Annotated in this window: 19 protein-coding genes; 11 read left to right on the top strand and 8 right to left on the bottom strand. The window is 47.5% G+C overall.

Annotation, left to right across the window (positions count from 1 at the left end; genetic code table 11):
* Positions 1-7: 7 nt before the first annotated feature.
* From HB364_RS30915 to HB364_RS30905, 3 genes are read right to left on the bottom strand one after another with little or no spacing between them, the layout of a single operon-like run.
* The gene (locus HB364_RS30915; protein ID WP_167292313.1) at positions 8-3919 is read right to left on the bottom strand and encodes an RHS repeat-associated core domain-containing protein; all 3912 of its coding nucleotides are present in this window, start codon (positions 3917-3919) and stop codon (positions 8-10) included.
* The gene (locus HB364_RS30910; protein ID WP_167292312.1) at positions 3903-5060 is read right to left on the bottom strand and encodes a hypothetical protein; all 1158 of its coding nucleotides are present in this window, start codon (positions 5058-5060) and stop codon (positions 3903-3905) included. Before HB364_RS30910 ends, HB364_RS30915 begins: the two co-directional genes overlap by 17 nt.
* Entirely contained in the window at positions 5041-5670 is a 630-nt protein-coding gene (locus tag HB364_RS30905; RefSeq protein ID WP_167292311.1) for a DUF6789 family protein, read from the bottom strand. The genes HB364_RS30910 and HB364_RS30905 overlap by 20 nt, the downstream gene beginning before the upstream one ends.
* 220 nt (positions 5671-5890) lie before the next feature.
* Between HB364_RS30905 and HB364_RS30900 the strand changes: the two genes are divergently transcribed.
* The gene (locus HB364_RS30900) at positions 5891-6190 is read left to right on the top strand and encodes an ATP-dependent Clp protease adaptor ClpS (RefSeq protein WP_167292310.1); all 300 of its coding nucleotides are present in this window, start codon (positions 5891-5893) and stop codon (positions 6188-6190) included.
* Between the two features lie 10 nt (positions 6191-6200).
* Positions 6201-6845 carry a leucyl/phenylalanyl-tRNA--protein transferase gene (gene aat / locus HB364_RS30895; protein ID WP_167292309.1) on the top strand — a complete coding sequence of 215 codons (645 nt, stop codon included), beginning with the start codon at positions 6201-6203 and terminating at the stop codon, positions 6843-6845.
* A 50-nt stretch (positions 6846-6895) separates the two neighbouring features.
* Here the strand turns inward: aat and HB364_RS30890 are convergent, their stop codons facing one another.
* Positions 6896-7627, bottom strand: coding sequence for an esterase family protein (locus HB364_RS30890; protein WP_167292308.1), 732 nt, complete (start codon positions 7625-7627; stop codon positions 6896-6898).
* 112 nt (positions 7628-7739) lie between these two features.
* On the bottom strand, positions 7740-8240 hold the full coding sequence (locus tag HB364_RS30885) for a hypothetical protein (RefSeq protein ID WP_167292307.1): 501 nt from the start codon (positions 8238-8240) through the stop codon (positions 7740-7742).
* A gap of 390 nt (positions 8241-8630) precedes the next feature.
* Between HB364_RS30885 and HB364_RS30880 the strand changes: the two genes are divergently transcribed.
* On the top strand, positions 8631-10163 hold the full coding sequence (locus HB364_RS30880; protein ID WP_167292306.1) for a sensor histidine kinase: 1533 nt from the start codon (positions 8631-8633) through the stop codon (positions 10161-10163).
* Between the two features lie 4 nt (positions 10164-10167).
* Positions 10168-10590, top strand: coding sequence for a response regulator (locus HB364_RS30875; protein WP_167292305.1), 423 nt, complete (start codon positions 10168-10170; stop codon positions 10588-10590).
* A gap of 39 nt (positions 10591-10629) precedes the next feature.
* On the opposite strand, the gene HB364_RS30870 is transcribed toward HB364_RS30875, so the two are convergent.
* A complete protein-coding gene (locus tag HB364_RS30870) occupies positions 10630-12069 on the bottom strand; it encodes a PAS domain-containing protein (protein WP_167292304.1) in 1440 nt (479 codons plus the stop codon).
* A 306-nt stretch (positions 12070-12375) separates the two neighbouring features.
* Here HB364_RS30870 and HB364_RS30865 point away from each other — a divergent pair, with 306 nt between their 5' ends.
* Positions 12376-12945 (top strand): DNA-3-methyladenine glycosylase I, encoded by a 570-nt coding sequence (locus HB364_RS30865; protein ID WP_246228669.1) that lies wholly within the window; start codon positions 12376-12378, stop codon positions 12943-12945.
* 24 nt (positions 12946-12969) lie between these two features.
* Here HB364_RS30865 and HB364_RS30860 read toward each other — a convergent pair whose 3' ends face one another.
* A complete protein-coding gene (locus HB364_RS30860; protein WP_167292303.1) occupies positions 12970-13260 on the bottom strand; it encodes a hypothetical protein in 291 nt (96 codons plus the stop codon).
* 38 nt (positions 13261-13298) lie between these two features.
* Positions 13299-14573, bottom strand: a complete 1275-nt coding sequence (gene mtaB / locus HB364_RS30855; protein ID WP_167292302.1) for a tRNA (N(6)-L-threonylcarbamoyladenosine(37)-C(2))-methylthiotransferase MtaB — start codon at positions 14571-14573, stop codon at positions 13299-13301.
* A 41-nt stretch (positions 14574-14614) separates the two neighbouring features.
* On the opposite strand from mtaB, the gene HB364_RS30850 reads away from it, so the two are divergent.
* From HB364_RS30850 to HB364_RS30825, 6 genes are all read left to right on the top strand, one after another.
* Positions 14615-15109: a DUF4258 domain-containing protein gene (locus HB364_RS30850; RefSeq protein ID WP_167292301.1), complete on the top strand. Its 495-nt coding sequence runs from the start codon at positions 14615-14617 to the stop codon at positions 15107-15109.
* Positions 15110-15231: 122 nt separating this feature from the next.
* Positions 15232-15990, top strand: coding sequence for a lysophospholipid acyltransferase family protein (locus HB364_RS30845; RefSeq protein ID WP_167292300.1), 759 nt, complete (start codon positions 15232-15234; stop codon positions 15988-15990).
* Positions 15991-16026: 36 nt separating this feature from the next.
* Positions 16027-18477 (top strand): replication restart helicase PriA, encoded by a 2451-nt coding sequence (priA, locus tag HB364_RS30840; RefSeq protein ID WP_246228668.1) that lies wholly within the window; start codon positions 16027-16029, stop codon positions 18475-18477.
* A 35-nt stretch (positions 18478-18512) separates the two neighbouring features.
* Positions 18513-19526 carry a UDP-N-acetylmuramate dehydrogenase gene (gene murB, locus HB364_RS30835; RefSeq protein ID WP_167292299.1) on the top strand — a complete coding sequence of 338 codons (1014 nt, stop codon included), beginning with the start codon at positions 18513-18515 and terminating at the stop codon, positions 19524-19526.
* A gap of 94 nt (positions 19527-19620) precedes the next feature.
* Positions 19621-21333, top strand: a complete 1713-nt coding sequence (locus HB364_RS30830) for a sensor histidine kinase (RefSeq protein WP_167292298.1) — start codon at positions 19621-19623, stop codon at positions 21331-21333.
* A complete protein-coding gene (locus tag HB364_RS30825) occupies positions 21330-22082 on the top strand; it encodes a LytR/AlgR family response regulator transcription factor (RefSeq protein ID WP_167292297.1) in 753 nt (250 codons plus the stop codon). The genes HB364_RS30830 and HB364_RS30825 overlap by 4 nt, the downstream gene beginning before the upstream one ends.
* The last annotated feature ends 33 nt before the right edge of the window (positions 22083-22115 follow it).

Here is a 22115-nt window from a genome sequence, read left to right as displayed (position 1 = left end):
TCTATATTTAATGACAACTTATACTGTTTTTCCATTGGCCCGATTCCATTCTTTTACCGATATCCTCAAGAATTCTTTCCGGGTTAATGCCTCTTTTTTCGGCATTACTAAGGATCCGGTGGATCAACTTATCATTGGCCGGGTTATGAATATGCCTGCCGGCATGGTAGTTACCAGTCGCCCGGGCCGTAGCCCGGCCCGGGTGATTGGGCATGCTGATCTGGCCCGGATGAGTGCCCCAAAGCCGGGCGCCATTGGCGGCAATATCCGGATGCAGGCCATGCCTGCTCAACAGGTCCCGGGAGAGTTGGGCATAATAATTAGTATTAGTCAACTGCACAATATGATGTGCTGTTTGCCCCGGTTGCATTATACGGCCTGCCGCGATCAGCGCTTTTTCAAGCCAATAGGTCTGTGAAAGACCAAAAACATCTATCCAGGCATTGGGATCATGCACATAAGCATACAAAGCAGTGCCGCCACTACTCCTGATCGGATCCTGGCTGATATAACTGCCCGCTTCAGGGTCATAATACCTGAACCTGTTATAATACAATCCTGTTTCTTCATCTTCATATTGCCCCTGGTAGCGGAATGGACAATCAATCAAAGAGCCTTCCAAATGTCGTTTAAAACCATAAATATCCAATTCATTATTCCAGGCTTTTTCTCCATTCCCGTCATACATTTCCAGGGGAGTGCCCAGGTGATCGGTGAGAATAGAATAATGCTGGTCTTTTGTTAACCTGGCAGTGGGAGAGTGCTTGCTTTCCTCGAAAATCCAGGTCAGCCATTCATCTATATTGTTTTCCGCCAGTTTTTTTTGCTGCAGCTCATGCAAGGGTACATCACCATCCCATATCCACTGCACTTCTTTTTGTGGGGTATGCTTTACTATTCTTCTGCCCAGCGCATCATAGGTAAAGCGGATAATCGCTTCATCAGGCCGCTGCACTTCTTTAAGGAAACCACTTACATGCCACCGGTAATGCCATTTTTGACCATCCTTTCCCGTCTTTTCAGTAAGATTGCCCAATTCATCATATTGATAGTTGAAAACATCGCTTTTCAGCAACTGGCCTGCTTTGCCATAAATGCGGTCATCTGCCTCCGGCTTTTTGTAATAGTTACCTGCCAGGTCGGCTATGCGGTATTGTTTCTTTTCATGGTTGTATTGAGCCCCTGCCAGGTTGCCTGTAATATCATAATCAAACCCTGAAAAGCCGGAATAGGTATCTGTGATTCCCTTCAACCTGTCATGCCCCTGCCATTGATACACCCGTTTTCTTTTTTCCTGGTTGCCTGCCCTTACGATCTGTGCCAGTGGCCGCCCCGTTTTATCCCGTTGCCACTCCTGCGTTACATTACCGGGCAATGAGCGCATTACTTCAAGTCCCAATGCATCGTATTGTATGTGTGCCTGCCAACTGTCTGATTCAATTTCCTGCAAATCCCCCCTGTTATTATACCGGAACTGTATATCGGCGCCAATATCAGAGCGCAGGCGGGTCCGGTTGTTTAAAACATCGTATGCCGTGGTGATGATATGCGCCCCCTGGGTCTCTTTTATTTTCCTGCCTAATACATCATATTCCATCGTCACCTTACTATGGTTGTTGATGGCTTCAGTCAAAAAGCCCGCCTTATCATAATTAAAGGTGGAAGTTTCGCCATCTGAGTAGTGAATACGTACTACCCTGTTCATGACGTCATAATCATAGCGTATATTTTGGTTGCCCGGCTGGTTGATTTCAACGATCTTTCCCGAAAGGTCACGGGTGAACCGGCGGGTCAATCCGTCAAATCCTGTTTCGGCAATTACCGATCCCTCTCCATCGAGTATAAATGTATAGTCATCGCCCTTTTGATTGGTAATACCTGTTAAAACACCCTCCTGGTTGTAATAATATTTAACAGTGCCGCCTCCTTCGTGCTTTGCCGACAGGCTATTGAGCTGGGTATATTCAAAACGGATATCTTGCTCCCGGTCCCTGACCGAAAGTAAATTATCCACCCCATCATAGGTAAAATGACGTTCATTGCCGTCCGGCTCATTTACCTGTACCACCCGGTTTTTCAGGTCATAGCCCACCCATTGTTCATTTCCCTTTAGATCGGTGTATTTGATATAGCGGCCGTTATTATCGTACAGCCACGACTGGATGTTATTGTCAGGCCCAACCAGGTGCCTGAGGTTATATTGATCATCGTAAGCCAACTTCGATTGGTTATTGGCCGCATCGGTAAATTCAACAAGTAATCCCGCCTCATATTTATATTTCAAAATGCTGCCTGTTGGCAATATTCTTTCAGTTAAATTGCCATTATCATCATATTGCCATTTCCATTCGTGGCCATTAGGGTCCTTTCCATATACAGCCAGATCGTTCTTATAGGCTGTATGCAGGGATGAACCGTCGGGGTATTGAACGGATGTCCTGTTCCCACGCTCATCGTATTCATACAAGGTCGTGTTGCTGAGCGGATCTTGTTCTGCGATCAGTTCATTGTGTTCATTATAGGAAAATAATTTTACAGCGCCGAGGCTGTTGGTCTCAATGGTAACCAGGCCATTATTATGGCTGTATTCAAAAACAGCTCCCTGAAAATTGGTGACCATTGTTTTTCCCGGAAAATATTGAAACGCATACGTAAGGAAATCATTATCGCCCCAGGTCCTGATGCACTTCGCATCGGGGTGCTTCCCTTCATACCGGAAGTAAAAACAGATACCATTGCGCAGTATGCGTTTGGTGAGTAAATGATCAGTATATTCATACACATTCTTCTCACCCAACGGGTCGGTAACCTGGACCAGGTTACTATCGTTATCAAACATATAGGTGACAGCTACAAAGGTCTGGCGGTTTTTTTGAGGATCGGGGAGGAGAACGGATGTAATATGGCCATCATCTGTAAGCAGGATGGTTATTTTCCTGCCGGCACTATCCGTCATCTTGTTCAGCCAGCCTTTTTCATTATACTCCAGCGTTATAGCGTGATGATGGGTGTTGGCAATCTTTACCAGTTTCAATGCACTTATACCCGGGACCGGTTTGAAATAATAATAAAGCCTGTTTTCAATACTCCACAAAACATAGCCTTCGTCTGCACGCGACAATTCCAATCGTTCTTTCCGGTACAATATCTTTTCATCTGCACCAGGTTTCCGGAAATAAATATCCCTTCCATCCCAGTTCCGAAGCAGGAGGAAATCCTTTTCATTTTCCTGTATGGCCATGTCATACCGGTGGTGCCATCCATGCCCCAGCGGACCATTGTACAACGAATCAGCATACCATATCCTTCCCCATACAAGCGGAACAGGGCCTGGCAACTCAAAATCCACCGACTCTGTGAACACCCTGCCGGTAGCCACATCCACCGGTTCGCCGTGCGTGGTACATTTACTATTGGGCACTTTTTCCTTTCCCAAACCTGCAACGTCATCTGCACCCCTTGACAGGTTTCTGCCTGCATCACCTGTTTTATCAATAGCCCTTCCTGTATCTGCCGCTTTATCGGCAGTTCTCACTGCATCGCCTGTTTTGTCCATCGCACGAACAGTATCGGCAGCTTTATCAAGGGCCCTGGCGGCAGTTGCCGCACCTGCCAATCCGGCTGCAAAAGGAAGAATGCCCAATGCCCTTTCCCAGGCTGACAACTGCTGACCGGTAATAAGATCACGTCCCGTAATAGCTTCGATGCCACCTTTGATGGTCCCGACAATGGGTATAAAATCCAGCCCCATACTGACCAATGCACCGAAAAGCGCAAGCCCCATGGCGGCGGCAGTGGCTGCCCGCATATTGCCAAAGCAATCCAATAATCCGCTGCAATTGTCGGCCAATACAGCCACCGGCATTAGCAGCAGGAAAATAACCGGGATAACTTTCAGTTGTTTATTCCTTGGTTTCATAAGTAGTGGTATTAACTGGTTTACCGGGATTTAAAAGGAACAGGATCAGGAAGGCTATGCAGGTGGGAATGATCAGTGGTAAAAAAACAAGGTCGTTCTGCCACAGTTTACCAATAATATATTTTGTGATCAGGAAGATGAGCAGGAAAGCAGCGAGTACACGGAAAAGGGAAGGGACTTTATATACTTGTTCCGACCATTTGTTGATCCATAGTGGTCTTGGGATAAGGCCTGCCGTAAGCGCCTGGAAGAAAAATACCAAGGCCCCAACTACCAGCATGGATTGCCAGTTCAGCAACATACCCGAAAGTGTGAATACTGTGATGCCGGCATAGATGGATGTCCTTACCCATGGGTTTATATAAGAAGTAAGTGTTTTTCCGGAAGAAATAGTAAAAAAATGGGCTTCTATAGCTGTATAAAATGGTTGGTTAGCCGGTTGTAATGCCATCCTGCTTTGCAGCAGGAAGCGGATTATAACCATAACAACTCCCGGCCACACCAGCCAGTTTGTTTTGTTTTGCATCACAGTGATCGCTTCAACAGTCGGCTGGGAATCATGCCAGGTAAAAACAGGGCGGATAAGCACCGGCGCCATTTTTGACCAGAAATAAATATAGAAATAGGTAATGGCCGCATAGAGTATGCCGGCTATGACCAGCCGGGTGGTCAGGTCAAAGGTGACAGGCATTTTTATTTCAGCCACCAGGTACTTGGTGATAATGGCCGGCACTACAGTTACCAGTATCAAAACAACATAGCTGACAAAAAGGGCAAGCACTTTAGTTATACCCTGGTAGCGTATATAATGTGAATCAGCAAGAAAAAAATCGCCCAGGATAAAGCCTATGGTGAAAGCCAAACCAAGGTGACTGCTGATACTGCCCAGTATTATGGCCAGTACCAGGAACCAAAGGCTTTCAGTGTAAACATAGGTGTAGCCAAAATGCCACCACCCCCACACAAAACCAGCCATAAATAACAGTGGCGTGAGGAGCCCCCCGGCTTTGGTGGCTGCTATAAAATAACCATCCGTTGAGGACACCAGCAATTTGCGTGACAGCTTTCCCAATTGCGAGGGCAATATCAGCCAGTTAAACCGGTGCATCGGCGACCGGAATTCATATTCTGTTGATGGCATAGACCTGTTTCTTGGTGAGTAAATATTTTGCAGTGAAGCCCAATGATATTCCGTAAACAATATGTCCGAAAACGGAGACCTGGAGAAATTCGTCCAGTGCTTTTAAATGCAGCCAGCCTGGGTATACCGATACCATTAACAGTTCAAGGGCAAAAGCAAATGCCAGACCGGCCCCTATCCCCTTTTTTCCCCATAATAAAGTATAGGCAATGGCAAAACCTATCCCGTTTGCAAAGTGGTAAAGCACCCCGGTGATCACTATGCCAATACCCCTGCTGTCGGATTGCAGAACGGATTGGCCAAAAACAGTAAAAATGTCGAACGGCCAGAATTGAATGCCGGTAAGCTTGATCAATAAAAAGCGGCACCCATCATACAAACCTGTGGCAATGAGTCCGCTGATCAAACCGCAGAAGAGGTGTTTTTTGATATAATCCTGCTTACCGGTTTGTTTCGATTTGCGCCAGACAAGTGCAAAGACGGTACCTGCCACTGCAAGAACAGTGCATAAGGTGGCAGGAAAGGATATGCCTGACAGGATATAGACCAATAATGCAAATCCTGTAGAGAGAAACAGTGAGCCTAATAAAATAACAGTTTGCTGCGACATAAATCAATTTTAGTGGCAGCCTTAACCAGAACACGATCGAAAAAGGTGAAGTTTAATGTACCGCTACGTAGGATACTTCATAACAGGCAGGTACATAAATATAAATATTTTTATTAAACCCCCGGCAATCAGCAAAAAATTGCCTGTACACAAGAACTTTCCCAAGGCTTGCTAGCCTCCGCCCGATTTTATACATTTGTGTCAACAATACACCGAGATTATGGCATTTGACGGACCTACACGACCATATGAAGCAGAAGACGTTGATGTGCTCACCGAAAGTGAGGAGCCCTGTAGTCTTATCGTGTGGAATGATGAGGTGAATACCTTTGAATGGGTAATAGAGACCCTGGTAGAAGTGTGCGGCCACAGCGCCGAACAGGCCGAACAATGCGCCTACATCATTCACTTCCAGGGGAAATATGCGGTTAAGCAAGGTACCTATGAAGAGCTCAAACCCCAGTGTGATGCCATTACCGACAGAGGTATCGGCGCTACTATTGAAGTAGTGGCAGCATAATATACCCCGCATGCCATTGTTTGCATTAGAAAAAGACCTGTTTTTCCCACCTGTTCACCTGGCTGAACCTGATGGCCTGCTGGCCATTGGCGGCGATCTCTCGCAGGAACGGCTATTGCTGGCTTACCGCAGTGGCATCTTTCCCTGGTATGAAGGTCAGCATATCCTGTGGTGGTGCCCGGATCCCCGATTTGTATTATTCCCCGGTGAGTTGAAAGTAAGCAAAAGCATGCAGCAGCTCCTGAAGCGGCAGGCTTTCACCTTTACGGTCAACAAAGCGTTTACGGCGGTTATTGACAACTGTAAAACGATCGAGCGGCCCGGACAATCAGGCACCTGGATAACGCCTGCCGTGAAGGATGCCTATACCAAACTGCACTACGCAGGCTATGCCCATAGCGCCGAAGTGTGGCAGGGCGATGAACTCGTAGGCGGTCTGTATGGCATCCGGATGGGGAAAGTATTCTTTGGTGAAAGTATGTTCAGCAAAATGAGCAATGCCAGCAAATATGCCTTCATCAGTTATGTGCAATTACTAAAGGCCGAGGGCGTACAATTGATAGACTGCCAGGTATACACTGATCACCTGCAATCACTGGGCGCCCGGATGATTGACCGCGATGACTTCATTCAACTCCTTGGTAAATTAGTATAAGATGAATGGGGCTTTCTCGTTGCCTCAGTGCCTCTATACCTCGTTGCCTTTTAAAACCGCGTGCCCAGGTAATGCGGCAGCATGGCCTTCCAGGTGGGCCAGTCATGCTTCCATTCCTGCCCCCAGATGTCCAGCTCATAATGAATGCCTTTGCCATACAGGATGCCGGCAAAGCGACGGGCCGATTCGGGGTCTTCATAATCCCCGCTGCCCGAAAGCAGGTGTACATGTTGGCTGCGCCTGATCTGTTCCAGGATCGAATGGTCGGTCAGGTTGGGCATATAATGCATGGGGCTGTTGAAATACACATCATCGTCAAAATAGCCTTTGGTATATTCCGTAAGCTCATATACGCCGCTCATGGAAATGCAGCCCTGAAGGATATCGGGCCGTTGAAAGAACAGGTTAGCACTGTGCAGGGCGCCAAAGGAAGCGCCGGAAACAATAATGGGTGTTTCGTGGCTGGTATGGGTATGTATATACGGCACTACCTCCTGGTATACATAATCATTCCACTGGCGGTGGCGGATGGCTTTATAACGGGGCTCCATCTCGTTATTCATCCAGCTTTCCGTATTAATGCTGTTGATGGAAAATACTTTCACCTTACCGGCATCAATAAAAGGGCGCAGGGATTCCATTAATCCAAAGCGTTCATACTCCAGGTAATCGGCCGCAGCGGTAGGGATCAGCAGCAGGGCAAAGCCATAATGACCATATACAGCTACGGGCATTTCTTTATTCAGCGCCGGACTGTACCAGGATGTGATCTGTCGTTCCATGAAGAATAGTATATTAATAACAAGATACTGTATCCAATGCAGAAGGCAAGTAGCGAGTGGTTAGTGGCGAGTGGTAAATACACCTGCGACGCAATAGCCCACTAGCCACTAGCTATTTACCACTAGCCTCTTCCTGGTAGGTAGCTACCGCATAATGTTTCAGTGCAGTGATCTTCAGCCGGTCGCCTGGCGCCACATATACCTTCTTATATTCCCGGAACTGGTTGTCCTTATCCATAAAACCTATAATGCAGGAATACTTCTCCGGCCCCTTGCGGATTTCCGGCCTGGGCATGGTGCCGAAGTTGGGTAGCTTGAGGGTGTCCTGCCCCTGGATCTCTTCATACTGCAGCTTGATGAGGTAATAAAAGGTCTTACGGGTTTCATACAGGCGTACGGAAAAATACCAGTCATTCAGCGGGTTCTCAGTTTTTACCCGGAATTCTGCTACCGGCGCTTTTTGTACTGTATCCCGGAAGGGGGGTACCTGGGCGGCGGCATTCACGATGGCAGGTCCCTGCGTGCTATCGGTATCGGTTGTCTTGGGTTGGGTACCGGTTGAACCGCAGCTTCCCAACAAACAGCAGGATAAGGCAAATAAGATGGTTCTCATAGTTGTATGTCGAACATTTTCCACAAATATGCCAAAAACCGTGCAGGAATAAAAACGCTTCTTCCAGGGAATGATTACCCCGTTCAACAAAAAAGAGAAATTACGCAAAATCACTTCCTTAGAAAGTTTAATTATTATTATATTGCAGAGCAGTTTGTCCCTGAACGGTCTCTTTCTTCCTGTCTGCTTGCATGTACTCCGATAGTAGCCCTTTGACCAGGTACGGTCAACCGAATGTATGGTGAATGGTTGTGTCATTTGCTTTCAGTTTATTCTGTAGCTTAGTGTTTGCTCAATTTTGTTTCTTGACCCTCATCCTTACGAAATAAAGACTGGTTGGCGCTTTGCTTTACCCGGCGCCGATTAGCCAGGATGATCCAATATTATTTCATGAACCAGCTCGTAGAATTTTTTTCCAGGTTACTGGATACTTCAGATTGGCCTCCCCGTTGGCACTGTGGAAAATGGTCATCGTTCCACGGCTGGTTGTATATCATTAGTGATCTGCTGGTATGGTCGGCTTACTTTGCTATCCCTCTTATCATCATCCGTTTTATTACCAAAAAGCATGACGCCCGTTTTATCCGGCTGTACTTCTTATTTGCAGCGTTCATACTGGCCTGTGGCGCTACCCATTTTTTTGACGCGGTAACCTTTTGGTTCCCGGTATATAGGGTAAACGCCCTGGTTCGGGCTATTACAGGCATCATTAGCTGGATCACTGTATTCTATCTCATTAAGGTGCTGCCCCTGGCGTTTAGCCTGCGGTCATCCCGTGAGTTGGAAGAGGAAGTAGAACAGCGGAAGAAAGCGGAAGATAAATTCCGGAACTTCCTGGAAAGGGCGCCCGACAGCATTATTGTGGTCAGTGAAGATGGGATCATACAACTGGTCAATGCGCAAACAGTGAAAATGTTTGGCTATAACCGCGAGGAAATGGTAGGCAACCGGATAGAATTGCTCATGCCGCAGCGGTACGGTAAAATGCATCCCTTCAGGCGCTTCCGTTTATTCGATACCGGCCAATCGGTGCAGGTGGCAGAAAACTATGAATTGTTTGCGGTGCGTAAAGATGGCCGGGAATTCCCCGTGGAGATGAGTCTCAGTCCGATGGAAACAGATGAAGGGCTCATGCTAACGGCCTCTATCCGCGACGTATCAGAAAAAAAACAACTGGAGAAAGTAATCCGGGATACCAATATAACGTTGGAACGTAAGGTCAGGCAACGTACAGAAGAACTGGAACGTAAAAATAAGGAGCTGGAGCAGTTTGCCTATGTGGCTTCACACGATATGCAGGAGCCTCTACGTACTACTTCCAGCTTTGTAGACCTGCTGCGCAAGCAATACAAAGGCAAGCTGGACGAAAATGCTGATAAGTACCTGGATTATATTGTTCAGTCGTCCGACCGGATGAAGATCCTCATCAGGGATCTGCTGGAGTATTCACGGCTGGGGCGGGAAAAAGAGAAGCGGCGCGTGGATTGTAACAGCATTGTAGAGCAGGTAAGGGCCGATCTCAATAAGGTAATCAAGGAAAGCCAGGCCGAAGTGAGGGCCGGAGAGTTGCCCCTGCTGGATGCCTTTCCTACAGAACTAAAACTATTGTTCCAGAACCTGGTGAGCAATTCCATCAAATTCCGCAGACCCGGAGTGCCACCGGTAGTAGAAATTAATGCGATCAGGGATAATGGATGCTGGGAGTTTTCCTTCAGTGACAATGGCATAGGCATAGAGCCGCAATACCTGGACCGGATATTTGTGATCTTTCAACGCCTGCACAACCGTACCGATTATGAAGGCTCTGGCATCGGGCTGGCGCATTGTAAAAAGATTGTGGAATTGCATGAAGGTAGAATATGGGTAAAATCAGAGCCCGGCGTTGGCAGCACTTTTTTCTTTACCATTTCTGAAATGCAGTGATAAAATGAAAAGAAAATTAAATTGTGTACTGCTCATTGATGATGATGAGCCTACTAATTTCCTCAATAAAATGATCATTGAGGATACGGGTTGCGTGCGGGAAGTGAAAGTAACACAAAGCGCCCGCGAAGCATTGGACTACCTGTCGGGCAGGCAACAATTGACCGATGGCGATAAGCCACCTACACCGGAAATCATCTTCCTGGATATTAACATGCCGGCCATGGATGGCTGGGAATTCCTGGAAAGGTATGATAAGCTATCGCCGGAGCAAAAGGCTTCTATGATTGTTGTTATGCTTACTACTTCCTTTAACCCCGAAGATGAATTAAAAGCCAGCAAGATCAGTTACATTTCCAGCTATCAGAACAAGCCGCTTACACAGGAGATCCTGATGGATATCTTTGAAGAACACTTTGGTTCGTGAATCAATATCGTTTGTCACCCTGAGCCTGACAAAGTATTTCTACAACGGAATATCCACTTTCAATACGCAACCATGTCCATTACTGCTGATGATCTCCATATTGCCGTTCTGCATTTCCACCCGGCTCACAATATTATTTAAGCCGATGCCTTTGGCTTTTTGTTTGGGATCAAAACCAATACCATTGTCTTTAATAATGAGATGCGCTTTCTTGCGGGAGGTCTTTAACTCTATATCGGCCTGCGTGGCGCGGGCATGCTTTACAATATTATTCATCTGCTCCTGTACAATACGGTAAAGGATCAGCTTTTTATTATTGGAGAGGGTTTCTATATGCTGGTCATTGGCCTTGATGCGGATATTCAGGTCGGGCGACACCGTCATATTCTCGATCATTTCCAGCAGGGCCTCCTTGAGGCCGATATCGCCCAGGGAAGGGGGAACGAGGTTCTTGGATAAATACCTGATCTCATTGATCGCTTTCGAAATATTATCATAGCTCTTATACAGCAGCTCTTTGCGCACATCTTCATCATTCATGGCCATATCCACGCATAGCTTGGCCGTAGCCAGTATCTGGTTAATATTATCATGCAGCTCGCGGCCTATTTCCCTTCGTTCCTGTTCCTGCGTCTGGATCGTGATCTGCGTGATCAGTTTTTGGGTCTCTATCTGGCTCCGCAGGAGTTCCTCCTGCATCTTCTTGCGCTCTGTAATATCCATCATGGCGCCGATAACACGGTAAGGCTTATGCTGGTCTGTGCGCAGGATATATCCCCGGTCAAACACAAAACGATAGGTGCCGGTGGCCGACAGGTAACGGTATTCTTCCTGCCACTGGTCCTTGCCCTCGTGAATGCACTGGTCTATCTTCTGCATCACCCGTTCGCGGTCGTCCGGGTGGATCTTTTGGTTGTGCCATTCAATCGTATTCTGCACATCAATTGGCTTAAAGCCAAAAATATTGGTAATGCCTTCATTCCACAATATCTCATTGGTGCGCAGGTCCCAGTCCCAGATCGTATCATTGGTGGCCTTGATCAGCGTATTATAACGTTCATAGTTCTCCACCACCTTTTGGAGTATCTTCTTGCGCTCAATACTGTATTGGATGGATTTGGCCAGCAGCTTTTCATCAAATTCCCCCTTTACCAGGTAATCCTGGGCGCCCGTGACAATGGTATTGAGCGCTATTTGGGTGTCGGACAGGCCCGACAGGACAATAATGGAAATATGGGGCGCCTGGTCATTAAGGCGGGTAAAGGATTGAATGCCTTCGCTGTCGGGTAAAGTCAGGTCGAGAAAAATAAGGTCGGGTGTATGATCTTGTATGATCTCCAATGCTTCCTGCAGCTTTTCAGCATGATGCAATTCGCGGATGGGCAAATTGGTCAGACGGAGGTATTCGGTAAACAGGAAATAGTCGCCGGGATTATCTTCTACTACTAAAATGTTCAATGGATGTGTTGACGTGATCATACTCTTTTTTTGTGGTGCAGGACAGTACTACTTTATGCCTGCAAAAGCTTGTCAGGTAATCAGAGCCAGCGGTTAAGGATCTCATCATTACGGGTTGGCCCACTACCGTAATTTACGGCAGGCAGGGAAAACGATATAATCTGAAAATAATAACAGTGTGGAACGTTATAATCTTGAACCAAAGGTGTAAAAGACGAAGAAAAGGTACTAAATACTTTTATCAGAAAAAAATTACGGGGATTTCTTTTTTTAGCCTGGTGCGGCTGTTAATTTTGGGACGTAAACATTTTAATCTTATTTAGTTAGATGGCCATACAGGCGCCTAAAAAAAGTTATTGCGAAGCGGTTTGGGAAATGGAGCCCGGAAATGTGCATATCCGCTACCATGATCACGAATATGGGTTCCCGATCCGGGACGACAATGAGCTGTTTGGACGCCTGGTGCTGGAAATTAACCAGGCAGGGCTGAGCTGGCTCACCATCCTCAAAAAGAAAGACAACTTCTTTCAGGCATTCGACCATTTCAATATTGAAAAAGTAGCCCGCTATACCGATAAAAAGATAGCCAGTCTGCTGCAGGATGAAGGCATCATCCGCAACCGGTTAAAAATTAATGCCGCCATTGAAAATGCCAAACGCATCAGGCAACTGCAAAAAGAGAACGGCTCCTTTCAGCAATGGTTACAGGCCCACCATCCGCTTACAAAAGAAGAATGGGTGAAACTATTCAAAAAAACATTCGTTTTTACCGGCGGCGAGATCGTGCATTCCTTTCTCATGAGCATTGGCTACCTGCCTGGGGCGCATATAGAGCGTTGCCCCATTTACAAAAAAATACTAAAGACAAAACCTGCCTGGCTTACCCATGCTAAATAAGTACTGGCTGGTGTATTGAACGTATTAATTGAGTTGTACAGCGGGAAGGCGGTAATGCTGGCCATCGTAGATGAACAGTTCATCAATTTCGTAGGTCCAGTATTTATGGATAGGAGAGTTAAGGAGGTATTCTTCAATCTCCGTTTTGTCTTTGGCAGTAAATGTAATCCATACACGTTGGGTTTCCATAGACACCACATACTGGTCTATGATCCCCTTTTCAATCAGTGTGTCAATGTACACTCGATGGGAGGGAACCAGGGACATGAATTCATCATCCATCTCAAAATGTATCGTAACCTGGAATTTCTTCATACTATCCATCTTCTAACACCTGGCAAATCATAAATGTTTTACAAAGCACAATCTACTATCTGGTTGGCGTGGTCGGCACGGTAAGGCATCGTGATCTTGATATAATTGTCGGTATACCCTTCCATCATACCATTCTTCTCATGCCTCTCAAATAATACTTTACGGGTTTGACCAGCATGCAGTTGGGTAAAATACTGCATTTTCATATAGGACAGGTTGCGCAACGTTTTGTTTCTTTCATGACGGATATTGACCGGCACGATAGGCTCAATTTCCAATGCTTTGGTATTGTCCCTCTCTGAATACGTGAAAACGTGGAGATAAGTTACGTCAAGTGCGTGCAAAAAATCAAAAGTTTCTTTGAAATGGTCATTTGACTCGCCGGGAAAGCCTACAATGACGTCCACGCCGATCGCACAGTGGGGCATCAGAGTTTTGATCAGATTAACCCGGTCGGCATACAATTCCCGTTTATACCGCCTTCTCATCTGTCCCAGAATATGGTTACTGCCACTTTGCAGGGGCATGTGGAAATGAGGCATGAACTTGTCGCTATTGGCCACAAATTCAATGATCTCATTCGTCAGCAGATTGGGTTCGATGGAGGAAATACGGTAACGTTCAATGCCTTCTACCTTGTCCAGCGCTTTGATCAGGTCAAAAAAGCTTTCTTCGTGTTGACGGCTTCCGTCGGGGCCTTTACCAAAATCGCCCAGGTTAATACCTGTTAAAACGATCTCCTTCACGTCGGTTGTGGCCAGTTCCTCTACATTGCGCAACACATTGGCGATGCTGTCACTACGGCTTTTCCCCCTGGCCATGGGAATGGTACAGAAAGCGCAATTATAATCGCAGCCATCCTGCACTTTCAGGAACGTACGGGTCCGGTCGTTCAGGGAATACGAGGCATTGAACCCGCTCACGGTCTCAATATCGCAACTGCATATCTTAGCAGAGTCGCCTTTGGCCAGCTCCCGGATATGGTGGGCGATATTGAACTTTTCGGCGGCGCCCAGCACCAGGTCAACCCCTGGTATTTCAGCTATTTCTTTCGGCTTTAACTGCGCATAACAGCCGGTGATCACCACCAGGCTTTCGGGCGATTTGCGCTGGATGCGGCGTACCAGGTGCCGGCATTCCTTATCGGCATTGTCGGTTACAGAACAAGTGTTAATAACATACACATCTGCCTGATTCTCAAAATCAGTCTTCTCAAATCCTTCATTTTCCAGTAAACGGGTGAGGGTGGAAGTCTCTGAAAAGTTGAGTTTACAGCCAAGTGTATGAAATGCTACTGTCTTTTTTTCTGCCATGACGCGGCAAAGATACTTGAATTCTGCTGTAATTTGCCCCCATGAAAAAGGCCCGCCCTGTTATTGTAGTCTTACCGCTTATTGTAGTCGTCCTCTTCATCTTGTTGAAAAACAACCATTCACGCAACAAGGGAAAAGAGCTTCCCAGGCAGGAGCAAACAGAAACCGGTCCCCAAAGAACAGCCGACACCCCCAACCGTTTCCCCAGGCGCCAGGTGACAACTCCTCCCAGTGACGGGCCAGTCAGGGACGGGGGATTTGACCGCCGCACCAGCAACATGATCTATACCAAACATGCGCGCTGCCGCATGGCCTGCCGCCATATTGATGAAAGTGAAGTACAGGAGATACTGGAAAAGGGTATCGTGAATGAGCGTAAAAGTGAACCCGCCGGCCGGCCCGATCCCAAATATGCCCTTGAAGGCCGCACCCACGATGGCCAGCAGGTACGCATTGTTTTTGCGCCTACCAGCCGGGGGATGGTGGTCATCACCGTAATAGACCTCGATACCAATTGGAGTTGCGATTGTAAATAAGCGGCGAGCTGCGAGCTACGAGCAGTTAATTGATCAAATCCGCGCTAAAAGGCTCGAAGCTCATAGCTGGCTTTCTCAAACTAAATGCTTACTTTTCCCGCTTCAAATACGGATACTACCCGATGAAATCCCTCTTCACCCCTTTACGTTGGTTGTATTGCCTTTATGCCTCCCTTACATTCATTGTAGTGATGCTATTGGTAATTCCATTCGTGATCATCGGGTCTTTCTTTGGGAAGATCAAGGGCGGCAACTTCATCTACAGGTTATGCACCCTTTGGGGCGATGGCTGGTTCTTCCTCATCGGCATCCGGCACCGGAACCTCTACGAAGCGCCGCATGACAAAAGGGAACAATACATCTTTGTGGCCAACCATATTTCCTACCTCGATGCCCCCATCATTGTGAAAACACTCCGCCAGCAGGTGCGGGTACTGGGCAAAGTGGAAATGGCCAAAGTGCCCATCTTCGGTTTCATTTACAAGAATGCAGTGGTGACGGTTGACAGAAGCAGTGCCGAAAACCGGGCCCGTAGTGTGCGCGTGCTGAAATCGGTCATTAAAAAAAGGATCTCCATCTTTATATTCCCGGAAGGCACTTTCAATGAAACCCACCGGCCGGTGAAGGATTTCTTCGATGGCGCTTTCCGTATTGCTATCGAAACACAAACCCCTATCAAGCCGGTCCTGTTCCTCGATGCTTATGCAAGGCAACATTACCGCAGTCTCCTTTCCATCAATCCCGGCCGGTCAAGATCTGTATTCCTGGCGCCGGTTCCCGTAGCAGGACTAACCAACAAAGACCTCCCTGCGCTGAAACAAAAGGTATTTGACATCATGGAACAGAAGCTCCGTGAATACAAAGCCACATGGATTGAGTGATAGCTAAAGCGTATCTTGCGCCTTAATTTTTTCAATTTGTTTGCAGAAGTAATCATACCGCTGGCATTACCCAAGAACTATACCTGGGCTGTACCCGACCACCTGGCAGAGCAGGTAAAAGAAGGCGTGCGGGTGGAAGTAGGGCTCCGGCAAACAAAAAGATATGCAGGGGTTGTCAAGCGGCTGCACAACGAAAAGCCTGAATTCTTTGAGCCCAAAGACATCCTCAACGTGCTGGATGCAGAGCCCATCGTGTACAAGGAACAATTGCAATTGTGGGAGTGGATTGCCCGTTATTATATGTGCAGTGAAGGAGAGGTGATGGCGGCGGCATTGCCTTCGCATTTTAAATTAAGCAGTGAAACCCAACTGGTCTTTAATGAAGAGTATGGAGAGAACTTCGATCAGTTGGATCATGATGAATACCTCGTGGCGGAAGCACTGCTCTTAAAGAAAGAACTTAAACTGGCCGAGGTGCAACAGGTACTGGATTCCTCGCATGTATACCCGGTCATCAAAAGGCTCATTGATAAAAAGGTATGCTTTGTATGGGAAGCGCTCAAAGAAACCTATACGCCCAAAAAAGAGACCTTCGTATTGCTGAACCCGCTATATGATAATGAAGACGAACTGGCCAAACTGCTCAATGAAGATAAAAAGCTGCAGCGCGCCGAAAAGCAACTGGAATTATTGCTGAGCTACCTGCACCTGGTCAAAACAGAAGGAGAGGTATCCAAATCCCAACTGCTCAAAAAGAGCGGCGCTTCCGATGCACAACTGAAGGGGCTGGTAGATAAGAGCATCCTGTTCCTGGAAAAGCGGCATGTAGACCGGCTGATGTACCTGCCGCGCAACATCAACATAGACTTTACCTTAACGCCTGCCCAGCAAATAGCGCTGGAAGAGGTCAACACCTCCATGGCGGAAAAACCGGTCTGCCTCCTGCACGGCATTACTTCCAGTGGTAAAACACAGGTGTACATTAAACTCATAGAGCAATATGTGCGCAAGGGCAAACAGGTATTGTACCTCTTGCCGGAGATTGCCCTTACCTCGCAGATCATACGCCGCCTGCAAAGGCATTTCGGCGGCTACATTGGCATCTACCACAGTAAATTCAACCAGAATGAACGGCTGGAAATATGGAACAAGGTAAAGACCGGTGAGCTGAAGATCGTGCTGGGCGCCCGCTCGTCGTTATTCCTTCCCTTCAGCGACCTGGGACTGATCGTGGCCGATGAAGAGCATGATGCTTCCTATAAGCAGCAGGACCCTGCACCGCGCTACCATGCACGGGATGGAGCCGTATACTATGCCTCGCTGTTCAATGCACGGGTGTTGCTGGGCAGCGCCACGCCTTCCATAGAAAGCTATTTCAATGCCCAGACGCAGAAGTATGGACTGGTAGAACTGAATGAACGTTTTGGCGGCGTGCAACTGCCGGTGATCAACATCATTGATACCAAAAAGATCCTGCGTCCCGATAAAGATAAAGTGATCATTTCCCCTGAATTACAGGTGGCGATTGAACATTCGCTGCAAAGGAATAAGCAGGTGATCCTTTTCCAGAACCGCCGGGGATATTCACCCTATCAGATCTGCCAGGCCTGCGGATGGATACCACAATGCAAGTATTGCGATGTATCGCTCACCTTTCACAAGAATACCAATAAACTGCATTGCCACTATTGTGGTACGGTATACCCACCCGTTCACACCTGTATGGCCTGCGGCAGCGATCGCTTCCTGCAACGTAACTTTGGTACAGAGAAAATAGAAGAGCAACTGGAAGAAATATTTCCCAAATACCGGATCGCCCGCATGGATGTAGACAGTGTACGGGGGAAGACGGCCCATGATAACCTCATCCAGTTGTTTGAACAGCAAAGGCTGGATATGCTGGTAGGTACGCAGATGGTGGTGAAAGGACTCGATTTTGAGCATGTGGAGCTGGTAGGCATCCTCGACGCCGATAGTCTGCTGAGCTTTGCCGATTTCCGGGTCAATGAACGCGCCTTCCAGTTGATGGAGCAGGTGAGTGGCCGGGCAGGCCGTAAAGACGAGCAGGGGCATGTAATGATACAGGTGTCCAATACACGGCACCCCGTGCTGCAATACGTGCAGCAACATGATTACCGTTCTTTTTATCATTATGAGATTGAAGGACGCCGCCAGTTCTCCTACCCGCCCTTCTCCCGGTGTATCCTGCTTACCTTTAAGCACCACCTCAAAGATGTGGCGGATGCTGCGGCCAATAGCATTGCTGCCTCCCTGAAAACGGAATTTGGCAACTACCTGGTGGGGCCTGCAGAGCCCATCGTAAACCGGGTACGCAATCAATACCTGATGGAGCTCATGATCAAGCTTCCCCGCGAAGCGCAGATCATACAGCGTTGCAAGCAACAGCTCCAGGAGCAGATTGCTATCATGCACCAGCACCAACGCTTCAGAAAAGTGGTTGTCATTGTTGATGTTGATACCATATAGTATTTTAGTTGAATATTGAGCATTTAAGTACTTCTATGCAGATCCAGCAAAACATATCGCTCCTTCCATACAATACCATGGGCATTGATGTGAAAGCCCGGCACTTTGCCCCTTTTACAGATACAGATGAGCTATCGCAGCTATTGGAGGTGCAACCGGCTACAAAGCCTGCCCTCATCCTGGGAGGCGGTAGTAATATCCTGTTTACAAAGGACTACGATGGACTGGTAGCAAAGAATGAGGTGAAGGGTGTAAACGTTGTAAAGGAAGACAAGAGCCATGTATATGTAAAAGCAGGGGCAGGAGAGAACTGGCACTCCTTTGTAGAGCACTGCCTGCAAAGGAACCTGGCCGGCGTGGAGAACCTTTCCCTCATTCCCGGCAATGTAGGCGCCAGTCCTATGCAGAACATCGGGGCCTATGGAGTGGAGATCAAAGATGTGTTTGAAGAACTGGAAGCCTTTCACATCCACGACAAAAAAATACACCTGTTCAGCCTCAATGATTGTGATTTCGGCTACCGGGAAAGTGTATTCAAACGCCGCTACCGCGATCAGTTCGTGATCCTGAACGTTACCTACCGGCTTAATAAAACACCCCGCTTCAATACCAGCTATGGCGCAATTGAGCAGGAACTGGAGCACATGGGTGTACAGCAACTGAGCATCCGGGCTATTGCCAATGCGGTCATTAACATACGCCGTTCCAAATTACCCGATCCACAGGAGATTGGCAATGCCGGCAGCTTCTTCAAAAACCCTTCCATACCTGCTCCTTACTACCAGCAACTCCAACAGTCATTTCCTGGAATCGTTGGTTATGCCAATACCGATGGTACCGTAAAACTGGCGGCCGGCTGGCTCATTGAACAATGCGGCTGGAAGGGCGTACGCCGCGGTGATGCAGGCTGCCATGCCAAACAGGCATTGGTGCTGGTCAATTACGGTCAGGCAACCGGGAAAGCCATCTATGACCTCAGTGAGGAGATCCTCCAAAGCGTGAAGACTAAATTTGGCGTAACGTTGGAAAGGGAAGTGAATATCGTGTAGCTACAGATTCAAACTTTCTACCGCCGGATTCAAAAAAGCCAGGCGCCGGCAGTAAAATTTATTTTCCTTTACATAGCCATAATAAGTTGTCCATATGTCCATACGGCCGGGATGTTTATTTTTCCTGTTTGCTTATATCATACTGCACCCGGTACCCCTGGACGCACAAGACCCTTTTTTCGCCAATGCCGAACAAAGGATGTACACACGCACCATGGGCATACAGGTAAGCAATGAAGACCTCCTGGACTACAACTATGGGATGGATGGATACTGGTCGGCTGGAAATTGGAATCCTGTTTTAGCGGCTGTGGGCGGCAATAATGTGTACCTGTACTTTTTCCTCAACCACAGCGCGAACTGGCAAAGTACAGGGCACCACCTGCAGCGGGAGGTTGATCCCATAACCGGGGCGCTTGATTTTAAACGCATGTATGGCGAAAACAGGCAGCAATATCACTACAATTCAGACTTCAGGATATTGATCGATACGGTACCGGTAGTGGGTTGGACCAACCTGCGGCAATTGATAGAAACCAACATACCGCACAACCTGGCCACAGGCAACCTACTGGTAGAGCCCACTCGTTTTGCCCGCTACCATTTCCTCCTGTTACCCGGCAAAAAGCTCAGGATTGAAGTAAGGAACGCTACTACCAAAAAAATGGAGGCTGAATCTTATATCATAGCCCGGCTACCGTCGCTACCGGCTATTGCTGCTGTGGGCGATCTGGCCGATGGGAAAACGCAGATGGCCCTGCTGCACGACAGAGATAGCCTGCAGTTGAATGCCAACAACCTGCCTTTTGAAAAAGACCACACCATTACATTGGGCGCGGGTGTAAGAAACATCGTTGTATTACCTAAAAGATATCCCGGGCTCGATAAGATATTTATTGAATACAAACTGGAAAGCGGCACCTCCGCTGGTAGTAAATGGGCTGCAAGTTCCGACAGGGTAATACCGCTTTTCAATCTCAACAACCTGGAAGCCGGTAAAACCTACGACCTGTACCTGCGTTACAACAACACACCCGATATCTTCTCGCATTACAAGATCATTGTACAACAACACTGGTGGCAAACCGGCTGGTTTAAAATAACAACGGTTCTGTTGGCTATCCTCCTGTTTTTATCCATTGCTTTCCTATGGTACCGCCGGCGCCAGCAACGGCAACTGCAATCGGCCCTGCTGCGGCAACAACTGCTGGCCGCCGAAATGAGGTCCATACGGTCACAGCTAAATCCTCACTTTGTTTTCAATGCCATGAGCTCCATACAAAGCCTCATCAACAAAAGGGATATATACCGTGCTAACCAGTACCTATCCCTGTTTAGCCAGTTAATGCGGGAGGTATTGACCAACAGTGAAAAAGCAATGATCACGCTGGAAGAGGAATTGCAAACCCTGCACAATTACCTGGAACTGGAAAAACTTCGTTTCGGATTCAGCTATTTCCTGCACACCGGCGAAATAGGCAACACCGGTAATATTGAATTTCCTGCCATGCTGCTGCAACCGCTGGTAGAGAACAGCATCAAACATGGCATCAGTGCCATGAATGCCGGAGGGATAATAGACCTCCGCATCAGGGCAAGCAGTAAAGACATGATCATTGAACTGCATGATAACGGGAAAGGCTTCGACGCGAAAGAGGAACAAAATGGTTTTGGACTAAAATCAGTACATGACCGTATTCAACTGATCAATCAGTCAGTGAATGACAGGCGCATAGCCATGGTCATTGCCCCGGAAGCAGGAAATGGAACAAGTATATTGTTAACTTTTTTCAACTGGCTGCCATGAAATGGAAGGCTGTTATCATCGACGATGAGCGCAACAACATCGAGAACCTTTCTTTACTATTACAGGAGTATTGTCCCGCCATCCAGGTTGCCGGCAGCGCGATCAATGCCATGGAGGGAAGGAAAGTAATCACGGATTTGCTGCCGGACATCGTTTTCCTGGACATTCAAATGCCGGAAGAATCAGGGTTTGACCTGCTGCGATCGCTGGACAATATTGATTTTGAGGTGATCTTTGTTACAGCCTTTGACACCTATGGCATACAGGCGGTGAAATTTTCGGCGGTGGATTACCTGCTCAAACCCGTTAACATAGAAGAACTAAAGAAGGCGGTCAACAAAACGGCCGCCAGGCTCCAGGTAAAACGCGAAAATGAAAACGTTCGCAACTTGCTGCAATACATCAAACAACCGGCTCCGGCAGGTGACCACAAACTGGCGCTGCCCGGCGCCCGGGAAACCCGTTTCGTATTTGTAAAGGATATCCTCTATTGCAAAAGCGACAATACCTATACTACTTTTTTCCTGTTGAATAAAGAGAAAATAATCGTCAGTAAGTCTATCCGGGAATATGAAGAGCTTTTATATCCCTATGGCATCATCCGCACCCATCAATCTTACCTCGTTAACAAGCACTTCATAGAAAGCTTTAAAAAGGAAGAGGAAGGCTATCTGCTGCTGTGCGATAAAACAGTTATTCCCATTTCCCGCCTCAAAAAAGAGTTTGTAAAAAAAGAGCTTCAGTTATAGCAGGCGGCCCGGCAGATTCAAGCCAGGATGTAC

Source organism: Paraflavitalea devenefica, assembly GCF_011759375.1.
In the GTDB taxonomy this organism is placed as follows: domain Bacteria; phylum Bacteroidota; class Bacteroidia; order Chitinophagales; family Chitinophagaceae; genus Paraflavitalea; species Paraflavitalea devenefica.
The sequence above is the reverse complement of the archived record's forward strand: the minus strand, read 5'-3'. Positions and strand labels throughout refer to the sequence as shown.

Coding starts and splice junctions, on each gene's coding strand:
- HB364_RS30875 (WP_167292305.1), top strand. CDS start 10,168: ATGAAAAGAAAATTAAATTGTGTACTGCTCATTGATGATGATGAGCCT.
- aat (WP_167292309.1), top strand. CDS start 6,201: ATGCCATTGTTTGCATTAGAAAAAGACCTGTTTTTCCCACCTGTTCAC.
- HB364_RS30870 (WP_167292304.1), bottom strand. CDS start 12,069: ATGATCACGTCAACACATCCATTGAACATTTTAGTAGTAGAAGATAAT.
- HB364_RS30900 (WP_167292310.1), top strand. CDS start 5,891: ATGGCATTTGACGGACCTACACGACCATATGAAGCAGAAGACGTTGAT.
- HB364_RS30845 (WP_167292300.1), top strand. CDS start 15,232: ATGAAATCCCTCTTCACCCCTTTACGTTGGTTGTATTGCCTTTATGCC.
- HB364_RS30860 (WP_167292303.1), bottom strand. CDS start 13,260: ATGAAGAAATTCCAGGTTACGATACATTTTGAGATGGATGATGAATTC.
- HB364_RS30880 (WP_167292306.1), top strand. CDS start 8,631: ATGAACCAGCTCGTAGAATTTTTTTCCAGGTTACTGGATACTTCAGAT.
- HB364_RS30910 (WP_167292312.1), bottom strand. CDS start 5,060: ATGCCATCAACAGAATATGAATTCCGGTCGCCGATGCACCGGTTTAAC.
- HB364_RS30850 (WP_167292301.1), top strand. CDS start 14,615: ATGAAAAAGGCCCGCCCTGTTATTGTAGTCTTACCGCTTATTGTAGTC.
- mtaB (WP_167292302.1), bottom strand. CDS start 14,573: ATGGCAGAAAAAAAGACAGTAGCATTTCATACACTTGGCTGTAAACTC.
- HB364_RS30865 (WP_246228669.1), top strand. CDS start 12,376: ATGGCCATACAGGCGCCTAAAAAAAGTTATTGCGAAGCGGTTTGGGAA.
- murB (WP_167292299.1), top strand. CDS start 18,513: ATGCAGATCCAGCAAAACATATCGCTCCTTCCATACAATACCATGGGC.
- HB364_RS30905 (WP_167292311.1), bottom strand. CDS start 5,670: ATGTCGCAGCAAACTGTTATTTTATTAGGCTCACTGTTTCTCTCTACA.
- HB364_RS30825 (WP_167292297.1), top strand. CDS start 21,330: ATGAAATGGAAGGCTGTTATCATCGACGATGAGCGCAACAACATCGAG.
- HB364_RS30890 (WP_167292308.1), bottom strand. CDS start 7,627: ATGGAACGACAGATCACATCCTGGTACAGTCCGGCGCTGAATAAAGAA.
- HB364_RS30830 (WP_167292298.1), top strand. CDS start 19,621: ATGTCCATACGGCCGGGATGTTTATTTTTCCTGTTTGCTTATATCATA.
- HB364_RS30885 (WP_167292307.1), bottom strand. CDS start 8,240: ATGAGAACCATCTTATTTGCCTTATCCTGCTGTTTGTTGGGAAGCTGC.
- HB364_RS30915 (WP_167292313.1), bottom strand. CDS start 3,919: ATGAAACCAAGGAATAAACAACTGAAAGTTATCCCGGTTATTTTCCTG.